We start from the raw sequence: 14,953 nt of genomic DNA on the forward strand, positions 1-14,953 counted from the left end.
CCAGCAGTACATCGACAACGACGCGCGGGTGCGCGAGCTGGAGCGCCTCGCGCACCCGCTCGTCGTTGTCGATGTACTGCTGGACGTACAGGGTCGTGGCCGGGACGCCGTCGCGCAGCGCCTCGAAGACCGGGTTGCGGCCCACGACCATCTCGGACGTGCCCTTGGCGCCGCCGCGCCGGGGCGCGGGACGGCGGATCGCGGCCTGCTTGGCCTTGTGGGTGGCGATGCGGTTCTTCTTGTGCTTCTTACGGTCCTCCGCGGGCGGCGTCGGACCCTTGCCCTCCAGGCCGCGGCGTCGCTGGCCACCGCTGCCGACCTGCGCGCCCTTCTTGTTGGACGTGCGGCGGTTCCTGCGCTGGCTGTTCCCGGCCATGACCTACCTGTTTCGTTGCTGCTCAGTGAAATGCTTCAGTGAAGTACGTATGAAAAGTGTGCCGCGTATCCGCGTTCGGCGCGGTCCGGGCGCTCAGCGCGGGCCGAGCGTCCACCGCGGCCCGTTCGGACCGTCCTCGATGACCAGCCCCGACTGGGTCAGCTGATCGCGGATCCCGTCCGCGGTGGCCCAGTCCTTCCGGGTCCGCGCCGCCTCACGCTGCTCCAGGACGAGCCGTACGAGCGTGTCGACGGCCCCGTGGAGATCGTCCCCGCGGTCGCTGTCGCCCACCCAGTGCTCGTCGAGCGGGTCCAGACCGAGGACTCCGAGCATCGCCCGGACCTCGGCGAGGCGTGCCACGGCCGCTTCCTTGTCGTCGGCGGCCAGCGCGGAGTTCCCCTGGCGGACCGTGGTGTGGACGATGGCGAGCGCCTGCGGCACTCCCATGTCGTCGTCCATGGCCTCGGCGAAGGCGGGCGGCACCTCGGCGGCCGGAGCCACCGGTCCCCCGGCCTTCTCGACGACGCGCTGGACGAAGCCCTCGATGCGCGCGAAGGCGGACTCGGCCTCGCGCAGGGCCTCCACGCTGTACTCGATCATCGACCGGTAGTGCGGGGTGCCCAGGTAGTAGCGCAGCACGATGGGACGCCACTGCTTGACCATCTCGCTGACCAGCACCGAGTTGCCGAGCGACTTCGACATCTTCTCGCCGCTCATGGTGACCCAGGCGTTGTGCACCCAGTACTCGGCGAAGGTGTCGCCGATCCCCTTGGCCTGCGCGATCTCGTTCTCGTGGTGCGGGAAGATCAGGTCGATCCCGCCGCCGTGGATGTCGAAGGCCGTGCCCAGGTACTTGTGCGCCATGGCCGAGCACTCCAGGTGCCAGCCGGGCCGCCCGCGTCCCCACGGGGTCTCCCAGCTGGGCTCGCCCTCCTTGGCGGTCTTCCACATCGCGAAATCGCGCGGGTCGCGCTTGCCGGTCTCGCCGTCGCCCGAGGGCTGGAGCAGATTGTCCAGCTCCTGGTTGGAGAGCTGCAGATAGCCGGGGAAGGAGCGCACGTCGAAGTAGACGTTGCCGTCCGCCTCGTAGGCGTGCCCGCGCTCGATGAGCGAGCGCATCATCTCGATCATCTCGGTGATGTGGCCGGTGGCGCGGGGCTCGTACGTGGGCGGGAGGCAGCCCAGGGCGTCGTAGCCGGAGTTGAAGGCGCGCTCGTTCTCGTACCCGATCGACCACCAGGGGCGGCCCTGCTCGGCCGCCTTCTTGATGATCTTGTCGTCGATGTCGGTGACGTTCCGTACGAACGTGACGTCGTAGCCGCGGTAGTCGAACCAGCGGCGCATGATGTCGAAGTTCAGCCCGGACCTGATGTGCCCGATGTGCGGGGCGGCCTGCACGGTGGCACCGCACAGGTAGATCGAGACACAGCCCGCGGAGAGCGGGATGAAGTCACGGATCTGCCGGGCGCTGGTGTCGTACAGACGAAGAGTCACCCCTACAGGGTAGTGGCCCCATACCAGTGCCCCGCGACCGTTATGGCCACGGGGCACAGAAGTGTGACAGAGCAGTGCTCCCGAGGGGGCTCAGATCCTGCCGACGACCTTGCGCGGGGTGATCCGTACGACCACGCGCTCACCGTCCTGAGCTGCGGACGGGTTGAACTCGGCATACTTCTTGCCGACGTACTTGACCGCCAGCTCGTCGATCAGCTCCTGGCCGCCCTCGGTGGAGAGGGTGGCGGTGCCGCGGATCTCGGCGTAGCTGTACGGGGCGTCGAAGGGCTGCAGCAGCACGGTGACGCGCGGGTCGCGGCGGAGGTTCTTCTCCTTCTGGCGGCCCACGGTCGTCGAGATGAGCACGTCGTCGCCGTCGCGCTTCACCCAGACCGGTGACACCTGGGGCGATCCGTCGGGCTGGATGGTGGCGACGTTCACGAAGACGGGGCTGTCGAGGAGCCCTCTGACCTGATCACTGAGTTCGGCAGACACGGGGATGTCCTCCAGGGCGGTGGCGTGGTTCCGTTCCGTACGTACAGGACGGGTGCCCCCATCCCTACCCCTCTAGGCCCGCACAACCAAGGCTGTGGCGATGGCGGCGAGCCCTTCCTCGCGCCCGGTGAAGCCCAGTCCGTCCGTCGTCGCGCCGGAGAGCGAGACAGGTGCGCCCACTGCGGCGGAGAGCACCTTCTGTGCCTCGTCGCGCCGCTTGCCGATCTTCGGCCTTACGCCGACGACCTGGACGGCCACATTGCCGATCTCGAACCCTGCCGCGCGCACGATCCGCGCCGCCTCGGTGAGGAGCGTGACCCCGGAGGCGCCGGACCACTGGGGCCGCCCGGTGCCGAAGTGGGCGCCGAGGTCGCCCAGGCCGGCGGCGGAGAAGAGCGCGTTGCAGGCGGCGTGCGCGGCGACGTCCGCGTCGGAGTGCCCGGCGAGCCCGTCGCCCTCGCCCTCCCAGAGGAGCCCCGCGACCCACAGCTCCCGGCCTTCCTCGAAGGCGTGGATGTCGGTCCCGATGCCCACGAGGGGCAGGTTCGGAAGGTTGGCGCTAGTAGCCATCGTTGGCCCTCCTGCGTGCGAGTACCGCCTCGGCCAGCACCAGATCCAGCGGCCGGGTCACCTTGAAGGCTTCCTCGTGGCCGGGTACGACGACGACCTGCACGCCCAGCTGCTCGACCATGCTCGCGTCGTCGGTGACGTCCTGGGTGACCGTGGCGTGGGCCTCGGCCAGCAGGGCGCGGTCGAAGCCCTGCGGGGTCTGCACCGAGCGCAGCTGCGCGCGCTGCGGGGTCGCGACGACCGGTTCGGGTGAGCCGTCGGCGGACGGCTCGACCTGCTTGACGGTGTCGGCGAGCGGCAGGGCGGGGACGACGGCCGGAGCGCCGTCGTGGACGGCCTCGATCACCGCGTCCACCGTGTCGACGGGGACCAGCGGGCGGGCCGCGTCGTGCACCAGGACGGTGGTGATGTCCGCGGGGAGGGCTGCCAGGCCCAGCCGTACGGACTCCTGACGGGTGTCGCCGCCGGGGACGACCAGGAATTCGGTCCTCTCGGGCAGCGCGTGCTCCGCGAGGAGGTTCTTGACCTCCGTGGCGCCGTCCTGCGGGGCCACCACGACCACCAGGGAGACAGCTCTGGAGTTCGCCATGGCGCGGACCGCGTGGATCAGCATCGGCGTGCCGTTCAGGGTGCGCAGCGCCTTGGGGGCGCCCGGGCCCAGTCGTACGCCCCGGCCGGCCGCGGGAATCACCGCTGCGGTGCGACGGGGGGTGTCTTCTGACATCGATTGCGCGTTCAGGGTTTGTGTCCTCAGCCGGGGTGGGTATGGCCACAGCGAGCCACGCACAACGCCTTGACCGGCCCCTTCCGTGACATCCGGTCGAGAAGCGGAGTGCTGGCGCGGCGGTAGAAAACAACATGCCGGGAAAGCAACATGCCGCAGCGCCCGGCGACACGGTACGTGTGTCATCGGGCGCCACGGCAATGATGCGTCAGGACGCGAGGACCTCGTCGAGCAGAGCCTCGGCCTTGTCTTCGTTGGTGTTCTCCGCGAGAGCGAGCTCACTCACCAGGATCTGGCGGGCCTTGGCGAGCATGCGCTTCTCACCTGCGGAGAGACCGCGCTCACGCTCACGACGCCAGAGGTCGCGCACGACTTCTGCGACCTTGATGACATCGCCGGAGGCGAGCTTCTCGAGATTTGCCTTGTAGCGGCGGGACCAGTTAGTGGGCTCTTCGGCAAACGGTGCACGAAGCACCTCGAAGACCCGGTCCAGCCCCTCCTGACCCACTACGTCGCGTACGCCGACGAACTCCGCATTGTCCGCTGGCACACGAACAGTCAGATCGCCCTGAGCGACCTTGAGCACCAAGTAGGTCTTGTCCACGCCTTTGATCTGACGAGTTTCGATAGCCTCGATCAGCGCGGCCCCGTGATGGGGATAGACCACGGTGTCGCCAACCTTGAACGTCATGTGACAGGTACCCCTTCCGTGGCTATCCAGGATAACACGGAAACCGCTTGTTCTGAATGGCGTTTTCGCAGGTCAGGGCACATCTCGGGGCTTGACAACTGCAACAGGAACGTGCTGCGGACGGCTTCCGGAAGCGGGTATTCGCAGGTCGGAGCAGCTGCGCAGGGGGAGAGAAACGCGTACGTTACATGTACCGGAAGGCCCCTCCAAGGGGCCGAAAGTCCCGGTTTGCCTGGTTCCAATCGGTGAACTTCCCGTACTTCGTTCGGAGCCCGATCACCCGTACGGAACCAATCGCGGAAATTGATCACATCATTTCCGGTGGCGAATGGAAATTGATCACGGTGCTTATGTGAACGCCGTACGAAACCGCACGATCGGGCGTGACGGGGGCGCGGCGAGAGCTCGGCAGGAGCGCGACGGGAGCACGCCGGGAGCTCACAAGGAAGGCCCGCCGGTGAACGGGGCACTCCTGGGGGCGGGTCGGGTGCGAGGGCGTGGTGGGGGCTCGGTAACCTGAGCGCGCTGACACACCCTTAGGGCGGCTTTACGCCGCTCGCTCCACTCTCCTGTCCGTACGTCCTCACCACCGTCATAGGAGTTGCCGCCGCCGTGAGCCGCAGCCTTCGACGCGGCGCCCTCGCCGCTTCAGCCATCGTGGTCTCGATCGCCTCCCTGTCCGCCTGCGGTTCCGGCAACGACGCCCAGACGCTTCAGGTCAAGCCGGACAACGCCGCCACCTCGGTCGGCGACATCAAGCTGCAGAACGTCACTGTGATCACGCAGCCGGACGCCGCGACCGGTCCGGCCGTGATCACCGGCACGATCTTCAACAACGGCACCGGGCCGCAGACCCTCGACTCGATCGCGGTCAAGGGCTACGACGGCAAGGTGGCCCTGCACGCGGCCAAGGGCGCGGGTCCGATCACCCTGCCCGCACAGAGCTCGGTCACGCTCGGCGGCAAGGGCAACGCCTCCGCCGTGATCGCGGACGGCAGCGCCGCCGCGACGGACGGCAACGCCCAGCTGGTCACCTTCTCCTTCAGCGACACGGGCGAGGTGCCGCTGCGTGCCTTCGTCGTCCCGGCGAGGAGCTACTTCGAGGGCTACGGCCCGAGCAGCATCCCGGTCACGCCGAAGCCGAAGGAGACCCCGTCGGGGACGCCTACCGGTACGGCTTCGGGCACACCGTCCGGGACTCCGGAAGGCACGCCGTCGGGCACCACGTCGGCGACGACGGGTCAGTGACCCGTACACACAGCCGTACCCGTATATGAGGGTGCCCCCGCCGGAAGCTTCCGGCGGGGGCACCCTCATATACGGGTTCTGCGGTTTACGGCTCGAACTTGTAGCCGAGCCCCCGGACCGTCACCAGGTACCTCGGCGCACCCGGATCCGGCTCGATCTTGGCGCGCAGGCGCTTCACGTGGACGTCGAGAGTCTTGGTGTCGCCGACGTAGTCCGCGCCCCAGACCCGGTCGATCAGCTGCATACGGGTCAGCACGCGGCCCGCGTTGCGCAGCAGCATCTCCAGCAGGTCGAACTCCTTGAGCGGGAGGTCGACCTTGCCGCCGGAGACGGTGACCACATGGCGGTCGACGTCCATCCGGACAGGACCGGCCTCCAGGGCCGCGGGTGCGACCTCCTCCGGCTCCCCGCGGCGGCGCAGGACGGCCCGGATGCGGGCCACCAGCTCCCGCGAGGAGAACGGCTTGGTCACGTAGTCGTCGGCTCCTATTTCCAGGCCGACGACCTTGTCGATCTCGCTGTCCTTGGCGGTGACCATGATCACCGGGACATTGGAGCGGCCGCGCAGCTGGCGGCAGACCTCCGTGCCCGGCAGGCCAGGAAGCATCAGGTCGAGCAGGACGAGGTCGGCGCCGTTGCGCTCGAACTCGTCCAGGCCCTCGGGGCCCGTGGCCGCGATGGCGACCTCGAAACCCTCCTTGCGGAGCATGTAGGACAGGGCGTCGCTGAAGGATTCCTCATCCTCGACGACAAGCACTCGGGTCACTGGCGGACCTCCGGGGCAGAAAGGGGTTCGGAAAGGAAGGTCTCGTACGGCTGGCTCTCGTCGTCCTCGTCGACGACGGGCGTACCTGCTCGCGTCACAGCACTGCGCTCCCGTGCGGCGCCGGACTCCGGCAGCCGCAGGGTGAAGGTGGAGCCCTGACCCTCGGAGCTCCAGACGGTGACCTCCCCGCCGTGCGAGGCGGCCACATGTTTGACGATGGCGAGGCCCAGGCCCGTGCCTCCCGTTGCACGGGAGCGGGCCGGGTCGACGCGGTAGAAGCGCTCGAAGACGCGCTCACGGTCCTTCTCGGAGATGCCGAGGCCCTGGTCGGTCACGGCTATCTCGATGAGGTCCCCGCCGGGGGCGGCGACGCGGCGGCCCGCGATGCCGACCCGGGTGCGGGCCGCGGAGTAGTTGACGGCGTTCTCGACGAGGTTGCCGAGGGCGGCCGCGAGCTGGCCGCGGTTGCCCCAGACGTACAGGTCGGCGGTGCCACCGGAGGCCATCGTGATCTGTTTCGTACCGGCCTGGTGGCGGCAGCGGTCGATGGCCTCGGCGACCAGGGTGTCGACCCTGACCGGTTCGGCGTCCTCCAGGGGGTCGTCGTTCTGGACCCGGGAGAGATCGATGAGCTCTTGGACCAGATTGGTGAGGCGGGTCGCCTCGATCTGCATCCGGCCGGCGAAGCGCTCGACCGCCTCGGGGTCGTCCGATGCGCCCATGACCGCCTCGGAGAGGAGGGAGAGCGCGCCGGTGGGGGTCTTCAGCTCATGGCTGACATTGGCGACGAAGTCGCGCCGTACCGCTTCGATACGGCGGGCTTCCGTGAGGTCCTCCACGAGGAGCAGCACGAGCCGGGAGCCGAGCGGGGCGACCCGCGCGGAGACGGCCAGGGCCTCGCCGCGGCCGGTGCCGCGACGCGGGAGATCCAGTTCGACCTGGCGTATCTCACCGTCACGGCGGGTGTCACGGGCCATGTGCAGCATGGGATCCACGGCCAGCTTCCCGCCTCTGACCAGGCCGAGGGCGTACGCCGCCGAGCTGGCCTTGACCACGGAGTCGCTCTCGTCGAGGACCACCGCGGAGGAGCGGAGCACCGAGAGGACGGTGTCCACGCCCGGTGGAAGTACGGCGTCTGTATGCAGGGAGGTCCGGGTGGGGCGGGCCTGGTCGCGCTCGCTCCAGCGGAACGCCAGCACCGCGATCACACCGGTGCACAACCCGGCTATCGCGCTTGCTGCGGCGACCGCCGCGTTCACGTCCATGCCTCCAGGTTATGCGGGGTCACCGACACTTCCCCAGCCATACGGGTGGCTGCTCGAACGTTCGTCGCCCAGAGTTCACCGAGGGGATGGGGCCGGTTCACTTGTGAGGGCCGAAACGGACGCGTGGAAGGGCAAAGGTGGGAACGTAGGGGCCAGAGCCCCCGGAATGGCCGTAAAGGCCCCTAGCAGGGACCGTAAGAGAGGGACTTTCGATGCGGGACGCGTACCACGAGGAACTTGACTCGATCGGCGAGGGCCTGGTCGAGATGGCCCGGCTGGTCGGATCGGCGATCGGTCGGGCGACCACCGCCATGCTGGACGCGGATCTGAAGCTCGCCGAGAGCGTGATCGCCGCGGACCAGAAGGTGGACGACCTCCAGCACGATCTTGAGGCACGGGCGATAGCCCTGCTGGCACGCCAGCAGCCGGTCGCCACCGACCTGCGGATCGTGGTCACCTCACTGCGGATGAGCGCCGACCTGGAGCGCTCGGGTGACCTGGCCCAGCACGTGGCGAAGCTGACCCGGCTGCGCTACCCGCAGACGGCGGTGCCGCACGATCTGCACGCCACGATCCTGGAGATGGGTCAGCTGGCGCAGCGCCTGATGGCGAAGGCGGCCGAGGTCATCATCACCAAGGACGTCGACCTGGCGCTGCAGCTGGAGACGGACGACGACGAGATGGACCTGCTGCACCGCACGCTCTTCACGCACCTGATGGACGACCGCTGGAAGCACGGCATCGAGACGGCGGTGGACGTCACGCTCCTGGGCCGTTACTACGAGCGCTTCGCGGACCACGCGGTATCGGTGGCGAAGCGCGTGGTCTTCCTGGTCACGGGCGAACACGCGGACGAGGTACAGGGCGCACAGACGCAGGCCGCCGAAGGCAAGTGAGCCCGAACAGGCCTGCTGTGCGCCGTTGATGCGCCCGCCGGGGTGGGTATGGGATGGGTGCAGGCGGTGCTCCTCCGTACGTACCGCCGAGGAGGAGGAACCCATGGCCGATTCCCCCACGACCGACACCCAGCAGGACCAGCACCCTGTTGAAGTGGTCTTCCTGCCCGTACTCGGCGCCTGCGGCTGCGGCTCCGGTTGCGGCTGCGGCTGCCAGTCGGGTGCGCCCTGCCAATGCGGCGGGTGCCAAGGCTGACCACGCTCATGAGTCAGGGAAGGGCCCCGTCCGGCGCTGGACGGGGCCTTTTCGCGTGCCTTCCCCGGGCAACCCGGAAACCCGCTGCCCAACTGTCACAGGCGTCGCATACGCTGCGATCAGGCGGGGGCGCTCATCCAACTTCATTACCCTGGGGGGGTACAGTTCATGGTGCGCACACAGAAGCACAGACGCACGCTCACGACCGCGACGGCGCTCGCGGTCCTCTTCAGCTCGGCGACGCTGAGCGCGATCACGGCCGGTTCGGCGTCGGCCGACACCGCGAAGGTCCTCTCGCTGAAGTCCGCGGGAGACGTCGTGGTGGACGGCGTCCACCAGCGGGTCTACATATCGGACCCGACCGCAGGCAAGATCGTCGTCACCGACTACGCGGGCACGGCTGTCGCCACGCTCACCGGCCTGACGGGCGTGGACGGCCTGGCGCTCTCCGCCGACTCCGGCCAGATCTACGCGGCCGTGGCGGGCACGGACCGGATCGTGTCCGTGGAGACGTCCACCTACACCCAGACCGCGAGCTACGACCTGGGTGGCGCGGACAGTCCGCACGATCTCGCGTCGGCAAGCGGCAAGCTGTGGTTCTCCTACGGCGTTGCCCCCGACGGGGCGATCGGTTCGCTCGACCTTTCCGGCGCGGAGCCCGTGGTGACGCCGGCCCAGACCGGAAACGCCTCGTTCTACACGGCGCCCGTGCTGGCGTCCGACCCCGACTCGGGTCTGCTCGTCGCCGGGGAGGAGAGCACCACCTCCGGCATCCTCGCGGTGTACGACGTCTCGGGCGGGACCGCGACTCTGCGCGCGAACAAGTCCGTCGACGCGAGCTTCTTCGACCAGCTCGCGGTCTCGCCGGACGGCACCCAGGTCGTGACGGCCAGCGGCTACCCGTACGCCCACCCCGCCTTCTCCACCACCGACCTCACCGAGGTCGGCCGCTACCCGTCGGGCGACTACGGCAGCGGCGTGGCCATCGCCCCCGACGGCACCGTCGCAGCGGGCACCTCGTCCTGGTACGGCCCGGACGTGCACGTCTTCCGGCAGGGCGGGACCACGCCCGTCCGGGAGTACGAATTCCCCAACACAGGGGGCACTTCCGGCGGCGACACCCTGGCCGACGGAGCCCTCGCCTGGGCCCCCGACGGCAGCCGGATCTTCGCCGTGTCCGTGAACAGCAACAACGTGTACACGCTGCGTGCGCTCACCGACCCGAACAGGTCACTGCCGAAGATCACCGTCACCGCGCCCAGCAGCGCGACGCGCGCCAAAGCCCTGACGGTCACCGGCACGATCACCGCGAGCGTGGCACTCCCCGCCGGGACCCCGCTGACGGTGACGCGCACCGACCTCGAGTACCCCAAGGGCAAGTCGCTGCCTGCGATCGTCACCAAGGCGGGCGGCGCGTTCTCCTTCGCCGACACCACGTCGGCCGGCGGCAGCGTGACGTACAAGGTCTCGTACGCGGGCGACGCCACGCACGCGGCGGCGAGCGGCTCCGACACCGTCGCGGTGTCACGGACCGCGGTCACCCTCACCCTGAACAACAACAAGAAGGTCTTCACCTACGGCAAGGCGGTCGCCTTCACCGCCACCCTGGGCAAGACGTACAAGAACCGCACGGTGAAGATCTACGCGGACCGGGCCGGCGACGGCAAGGGCAGGTACCTGATCAAGTCGGGCAACGTGAACAGCAAAGGCCAGATCACCGGCACGCTGAACATGTACCGGGACTCCTCGGTCTACGCCGTGTACGACGGTGACGCGCGGACCGCGGCGAGGACCTTGACGGTATGGGCGGGTGGCCAGGCGCACGTCGTCACGTCCATCTCCCGGCAGTACAAGAACGCCAAGATCGGCTCGACGACGTACGCCTACGTGCACAAGACGTCGCAGCCGTACTTCAACACCACCATGAACCCGTACCCGGGCCGCAAGCAGCGGCTGGATGTCCAGATGTACTACAAGGGCACCTGGTACAACGGCGACTCGGAGTACTTCAAGCTGAGCTCGGCCGGCAAGTCGATCGTCAACCTGGGCAAGCCCGGAGCGAGTTCGGTCGGCTACAAGTACCGCTTCCGCTCGTCGTACCTCAAGGGCACCAACAACTCCGGCGACAGCGTGAACTCGACGGTCTCCAGCTCGTGGAAGTACATGTACGTCACCAACTGACGTCCGCACGCAAGGGGGCCCTGTCCAGCATTAGCCGGACGGGGCCCTCTCCCGTACGGCTCCGGGGTCGGCGGTGCCCGGCCGCGATCCGCGTCACTCGTAGAACCGCGCTGCGCTCAGGGCCCGTGCCATGAATGCCCAGTCGCCCTCAGGTGGGAGTTCCTGGCCGTGGTTCGCGTACCACCCTGGGGCGTCGGTCACCCACGCCTCCAGAGCCTCCAGGAAGCTGCCCAGCGTCCGGTTCTCCCATTGCTCTCCGCTCGCTTCGTAGTCCTGCCGAAGGCGCCTCAGGAAACCGCTCAGATCTTCGCGGTCGCCAAGGCGCTCATCAGGCTCCAGCGGGAGGGGCGTGCGCCCGTCTCCCCAGTCATCGAGCCTGAGCCTGACTTGGCGGTTGTGCTCCGCGTGAGCGACCACGCTCCCGGTGATCGCGAACCCCAGTGGGGGAGGGATGGTTCCGGGTGGTGACCTGAAGATCTCTGCCAGCCCCAGCGCGCCTGGCACTCCATCGATCTCTACGAACACCCCGAAGGGCTGTCGGCCTATGACCTTGCCCGTCACGGCGGAACCCACTGGCAGCGCGGTCACCGTTGCCGGCCAGGCTCGTCGTATGTCCTCGGGCGTCGGAACCCCCACGCCATTCGGCCACGCGTACTCCGTCATGGAATGCATCCTGTCAGCCGCTCCACCTCGCCCAGGGCAAACGAAAGCCCCTGATCTACGCCTAAGGCGCAGTTCAGGGGCGTGATCGCTACTTCTACTTCTTCTTGCCCTGATTCTTTACCGCCTCGATGGCCGCCGCTGCCGCGTCCGGGTCGAGGTACGTGCCGCCCGGCTTCAGCGGCTTGAAGTCGGCGTCCAGCTCGTAGGCCAGGGGGATGCCGGTGGGGATGTTCAGGCCCGCGATGTCCGCGTCCGATACGCCGTCCAGGTGCTTGACCAGGGCGCGGAGGCTGTTGCCGTGGGCTGCCACCAGGACCGTGTGGCCCGCGAGGAGGTCCGGGACGATGCCGTCGTACCAGTACGGGAGCATGCGGTCGACGACGTCCTTGAGGCACTCCGTGCGGGGGCGCAGCTCCGGGGGGATCGTCGCGTAGCGCGGGTCCTCGGACTGGGAGAACTCCGTGCCGTCCTCGAGGGCGGGCGGCGGGGTGTCGTACGAGCGGCGCCAGAGCATGAACTGCTCCTCGCCGAACTCCGCGAGGGTCTGTGCCTTGTCCTTGCCCTGGAGGGCGCCGTAGTGGCGCTCGTTCAGGCGCCAGCTGCGGTGGACCGGGATCCAGTGGCGGTCCGCTGATTCGAGGGCGAGGTTCGCCGTGCGGATCGCGCGCTTCTGGAGCGAGGTGTGCAGTACGTCGGGGAGCAGGCCGGCGTCCTTGAGCAGCTCACCGCCGCGGACCGCCTCCTTCTCGCCCTTCTCGGTGAGGTTCACGTCCACCCAGCCGGTGAACAGGTTTTTCGCGTTCCATTCGCTCTCGCCGTGGCGGAGGAGGATCAGCTTGTACGGTGCGTCGGCCATGCGTACGAGCCTAATCCACGGTGCGGGGGCTCCGCGCGCGCAGCCGAAGGGCGGACAGGCGGGGCGGGCAGTTGACGGTTGTCGTCAATTGGGTGGCGGTCGGGGGCGGGCCTTATGTAAGTTGCAGTTCGGTTCAGAGACACTTACATCCCTGGGGGGAACCCGCATGTCCGTTGCCAGCCTCAGACGTGCCGCTCGGGAGAGCGTGAGTGGGTTGCCCAGGGAGTTCTGGTGGCTGTGGGCCAGCACGCTGGTCAATCGGCTCGGGGCCTTCGTCGCTACTTTCATGGCTCTGTATCTGACCCTGGACCGGGGGTACTCCGCCTCTTACGCGGGGCTCGTCGCCTCCTTGCACGGGCTCGGGGGCGTCGTCTCCTCGCTCGGCGCCGGGGTCATGACCGACCGGCTCGGGCGGCGGCCCACCATGCTGATCGCGCAGGTCTCGACCGCGCTGTCCGTCGCGCTGCTCGGGTTCATGAAGGATCCGGCCGCCATCGCGGGGGTCGCCTTCCTCGTCGGGATGGCGAGCAATGCCTCCCGGCCCGCCGTGCAGGCGATGATGGCCGACATCGTGAAGCCCGAGGACCGGGTGCGGGCCTTCTCGCTCAACTACTGGGCGATCAACCTGGGGTTCGCGGTCTCCTCGATGGGCGCCGGGCTCATCGCCCAGTACAGCTATCTGGCCGGCTTCATGGGCGAGGCCGCGATGACGCTGGCCTGTGCGGTGCTCGTCTTTGTGAAGATCCCCGAGTCGCGGCCCGAGCGGACGGCGAAGGAAGTCGCCGCCGAGCCTGCTGTGGGCATGGGGACCGTGCTGCGCGACGGGCGGTTCATGAGTGTCGTGGGGCTTTCGTTTCTGGTGGCGCTGGTCTTTCAGCAGGGGTTCGTGGGGCTGCCCATCGCGATGGGGGCCGCCGGATTCAGCAGTGCGGACTACGGGATGGCTGTCGCGGTCAATGGGGTGCTGATCGTCGCGCTGCAGATTCCGGTGACCCGGTTCATCGAACACCGTGATCCGCGGCGGCTGTTGGTCATCTCGTCGGTGCTCGCGGGGTACGGGTTCGGGCTGACCGCCTTCGCGGGGTCGGTCGGGATGTACATGCTGACCATCTGCGTCTGGACGCTCGCCGAGATCGTCAACGCGCCTACGCAGACCGGGCTCGTCGTCCGGCTCTCGCCCACCCATGGGCGCGGGCGCTACCAGGGCATGTACACGATGTCCTGGGCGGTGGCGGCCCTGGTCGCCCCGCTGATGTCGGGGTTCGTCATCGACCGGTTCGGGGCGGAGTGGCTGTGGGGCATGTGCGCGGCCGTCGGGACCGTGGCCGGTCTCGGGTACTGGCTGTTGATGCGGACGCTGTCGGCTGAGCACGAGGCTCCCGCTGCCGCCGGAGTGGTGGAGCGGCAGCAGGAGATCGTGGCAGCTCCGTAGACGGTCAGTGGCGGAGGGCGCGCTGCGCGTCGTGGAGGTTCTGCGGGCGTACGGATTCGGGGGTTCCGTACGCCTCCAGACGCGCGTGGAGGTCGCCCTTGAAGTCCGGGACGTCGATCTGGCCGAACTCGGAGACCGTCGAGATGCCCACGCTGGCGCTGTACGGGGCCAGGCCGTCGATCTTCATCAGGCCCGCGCGGCCGTTGGTGACCCGGATGTTCCAGTGCGTGAAGCGGGCGCCGAAGAGCGGGCCCGCGCTCGCGTCGCCGCCGTGCTGACCGTTGTTGTTCACCGTGATGTCCGTGCGGACGTTGGCGAAGGGCAGGCCGCGGTGGGAGTCGAACGTGCCCATCTCCATCACGCCCTTCGACCAGACGTTGTAGGAGGACAGGCCTTCCACGTTGATGCCGTGGAGCTGGGTGCCCGCCGGGGCCGGGACCGTGCGCTGCGCGATCGTGAAGTCCTCGATGAGGTTGTCGTGCGAGCCCTCGCGGCAGAAGTACGGGTGGTGTGAGCCGCGGCCCTCGACGCGCGTGCGGGTGAGCGTGTTGGCGGAGGCGCCGACCAGGCCGAAGCCGTTGTCGACGTTCCGTACGGTGACGTCGTCCGCCCAGCAGTCGTACGCGCACTGGAAGGCGACCCCGTTGTAGCCCTTGTCCAGGAGGTGCTCGGACTGCGGGGTGAGCACCGCTTCGAGGGTGAGGCCCTCGACCGCGGAGTTGACGAGGGGGGTGACCGTCGTCGTCAGGCGGGGGTCCCACTCGGGGCGGATGTCCAGCGGGAGCGGGCGCTCCAGGGTGACCTGGCGGCCGTGGACGCGGGTGATGCGGACCGGCCACTCGTAGGGGACGTACGACGTGAGCTTGGTCTTGTCGTCCCAGTAGTACGCCTCGGGGCCCTCGCCTCCGCCCGCCATGTGCTCCAGGAGCGTGTGCGATGCGTCGTCGGCGATGCGGAGGAGGACCAGGTCGCCGCGGGTGAGGTGGCTCGTGTCCGCGACCGTGATCGTGCGGTCGCCTTGGCGGGCGGGGGCGAGGGCC

The 14,953-nt window shown here is 68.6% G+C and carries 14 protein-coding genes and 1 pseudogene; 4 read left to right on the forward strand and 11 right to left on the reverse strand.

Annotated elements, in window-relative coordinates; all coding sequences use genetic code 11:
- The 6 genes from J0695_RS03935 to J0695_RS03960 form a co-directional block, all read right to left on the reverse strand.
- Positions 1-376, reverse strand: a 376-nt coding sequence (locus J0695_RS03935; RefSeq protein WP_277989933.1) for an RNA methyltransferase substrate-binding domain-containing protein, incomplete at its 3' end; no start/stop codon positions are given.
- A 93-nt stretch (positions 377-469) separates the two neighbouring features.
- Positions 470-1,870, reverse strand: a complete 1,401-nt coding sequence (cysS, locus tag J0695_RS03940; protein WP_206960206.1) for a cysteine--tRNA ligase — start codon at positions 1,868-1,870, stop codon at positions 470-472.
- Positions 1,871-1,960: 90 nt separating this feature from the next.
- On the reverse strand, positions 1,961-2,365 hold the full coding sequence (locus J0695_RS03945) for a PPOX class F420-dependent oxidoreductase (protein WP_206960208.1): 405 nt from the start codon (positions 2,363-2,365) through the stop codon (positions 1,961-1,963).
- Positions 2,366-2,437: 72 nt separating this feature from the next.
- Complete coding sequence (gene ispF / locus J0695_RS03950; protein WP_206960211.1) at positions 2,438-2,935, reverse strand: 2-C-methyl-D-erythritol 2,4-cyclodiphosphate synthase; 498 nt, start codon at positions 2,933-2,935, stop codon at positions 2,438-2,440.
- Positions 2,925-3,659 (reverse strand): 2-C-methyl-D-erythritol 4-phosphate cytidylyltransferase, encoded by a 735-nt coding sequence (gene ispD, locus J0695_RS03955; protein ID WP_206960212.1) that lies wholly within the window; start codon positions 3,657-3,659, stop codon positions 2,925-2,927. The genes ispF and ispD overlap by 11 nt, the downstream gene beginning before the upstream one ends.
- A 208-nt stretch (positions 3,660-3,867) precedes the next feature.
- Complete coding sequence (locus tag J0695_RS03960; protein WP_206960214.1) at positions 3,868-4,350, reverse strand: CarD family transcriptional regulator; 483 nt, start codon at positions 4,348-4,350, stop codon at positions 3,868-3,870.
- Positions 4,351-4,962: 612 nt separating this feature from the next.
- On the opposite strand from J0695_RS03960, the gene J0695_RS03965 reads away from it, so the two are divergent.
- Positions 4,963-5,598, forward strand: a complete 636-nt coding sequence (locus J0695_RS03965) for a copper chaperone PCu(A)C domain-containing protein (protein ID WP_206960216.1) — start codon at positions 4,963-4,965, stop codon at positions 5,596-5,598.
- Between the two features lie 85 nt (positions 5,599-5,683).
- On the opposite strand, the gene phoP is transcribed toward J0695_RS03965, so the two are convergent.
- Both phoP and phoR read right to left on the reverse strand, forming a co-directional pair.
- The gene (phoP, locus tag J0695_RS03970) at positions 5,684-6,355 is read right to left on the reverse strand and encodes a two-component system response regulator PhoP (protein ID WP_465269122.1); all 672 of its coding nucleotides are present in this window, start codon (positions 6,353-6,355) and stop codon (positions 5,684-5,686) included.
- 5 nt (positions 6,356-6,360) lie between these two features.
- A complete protein-coding gene (gene phoR, locus J0695_RS03975) occupies positions 6,361-7,629 on the reverse strand; it encodes a two-component system sensor histidine kinase PhoR (protein WP_206960219.1) in 1,269 nt (422 codons plus the stop codon).
- 212 nt (positions 7,630-7,841) lie between these two features.
- On the opposite strand from phoR, the gene phoU reads away from it, so the two are divergent.
- Positions 7,842-8,525 (forward strand): phosphate signaling complex protein PhoU, encoded by a 684-nt coding sequence (phoU, locus tag J0695_RS03980; RefSeq protein ID WP_206960221.1) that lies wholly within the window; start codon positions 7,842-7,844, stop codon positions 8,523-8,525.
- A gap of 424 nt (positions 8,526-8,949) precedes the next feature.
- Positions 8,950-10,962: a WD40 repeat domain-containing protein gene (locus tag J0695_RS03985; protein WP_206960223.1), complete on the forward strand. Its 2,013-nt coding sequence runs from the start codon at positions 8,950-8,952 to the stop codon at positions 10,960-10,962.
- A gap of 93 nt (positions 10,963-11,055) precedes the next feature.
- Here the strand turns inward: J0695_RS03985 and J0695_RS43655 are convergent, their stop codons facing one another.
- Both J0695_RS43655 and J0695_RS03995 read right to left on the reverse strand, forming a co-directional pair.
- Positions 11,056-11,625: a DUF7660 family protein gene (locus J0695_RS43655; protein ID WP_242552182.1), complete on the reverse strand. Its 570-nt coding sequence runs from the start codon at positions 11,623-11,625 to the stop codon at positions 11,056-11,058.
- Between the two features lie 94 nt (positions 11,626-11,719).
- Positions 11,720-12,481: a phosphoglyceromutase gene (locus J0695_RS03995; RefSeq protein ID WP_206960224.1), complete on the reverse strand. Its 762-nt coding sequence runs from the start codon at positions 12,479-12,481 to the stop codon at positions 11,720-11,722.
- Positions 12,482-12,647: 166 nt separating this feature from the next.
- Here J0695_RS03995 and J0695_RS04000 point away from each other — a divergent pair, with 166 nt between their 5' ends.
- The gene (locus tag J0695_RS04000; protein ID WP_206960225.1) at positions 12,648-13,913 is read left to right on the forward strand and encodes an MDR family MFS transporter; all 1,266 of its coding nucleotides are present in this window, start codon (positions 12,648-12,650) and stop codon (positions 13,911-13,913) included.
- 4 nt (positions 13,914-13,917) lie between these two features.
- Here J0695_RS04000 and J0695_RS04005 read toward each other — a convergent pair.
- Positions 13,918-14,953: pseudogene (locus tag J0695_RS04005) on the reverse strand (hypothetical protein); the annotation flags it as partial.

This window comes from Streptomyces beijiangensis (genome assembly GCF_017315755.1).
GTDB classification, from domain to species: domain Bacteria; phylum Actinomycetota; class Actinomycetes; order Streptomycetales; family Streptomycetaceae; genus Streptomyces; species Streptomyces beijiangensis.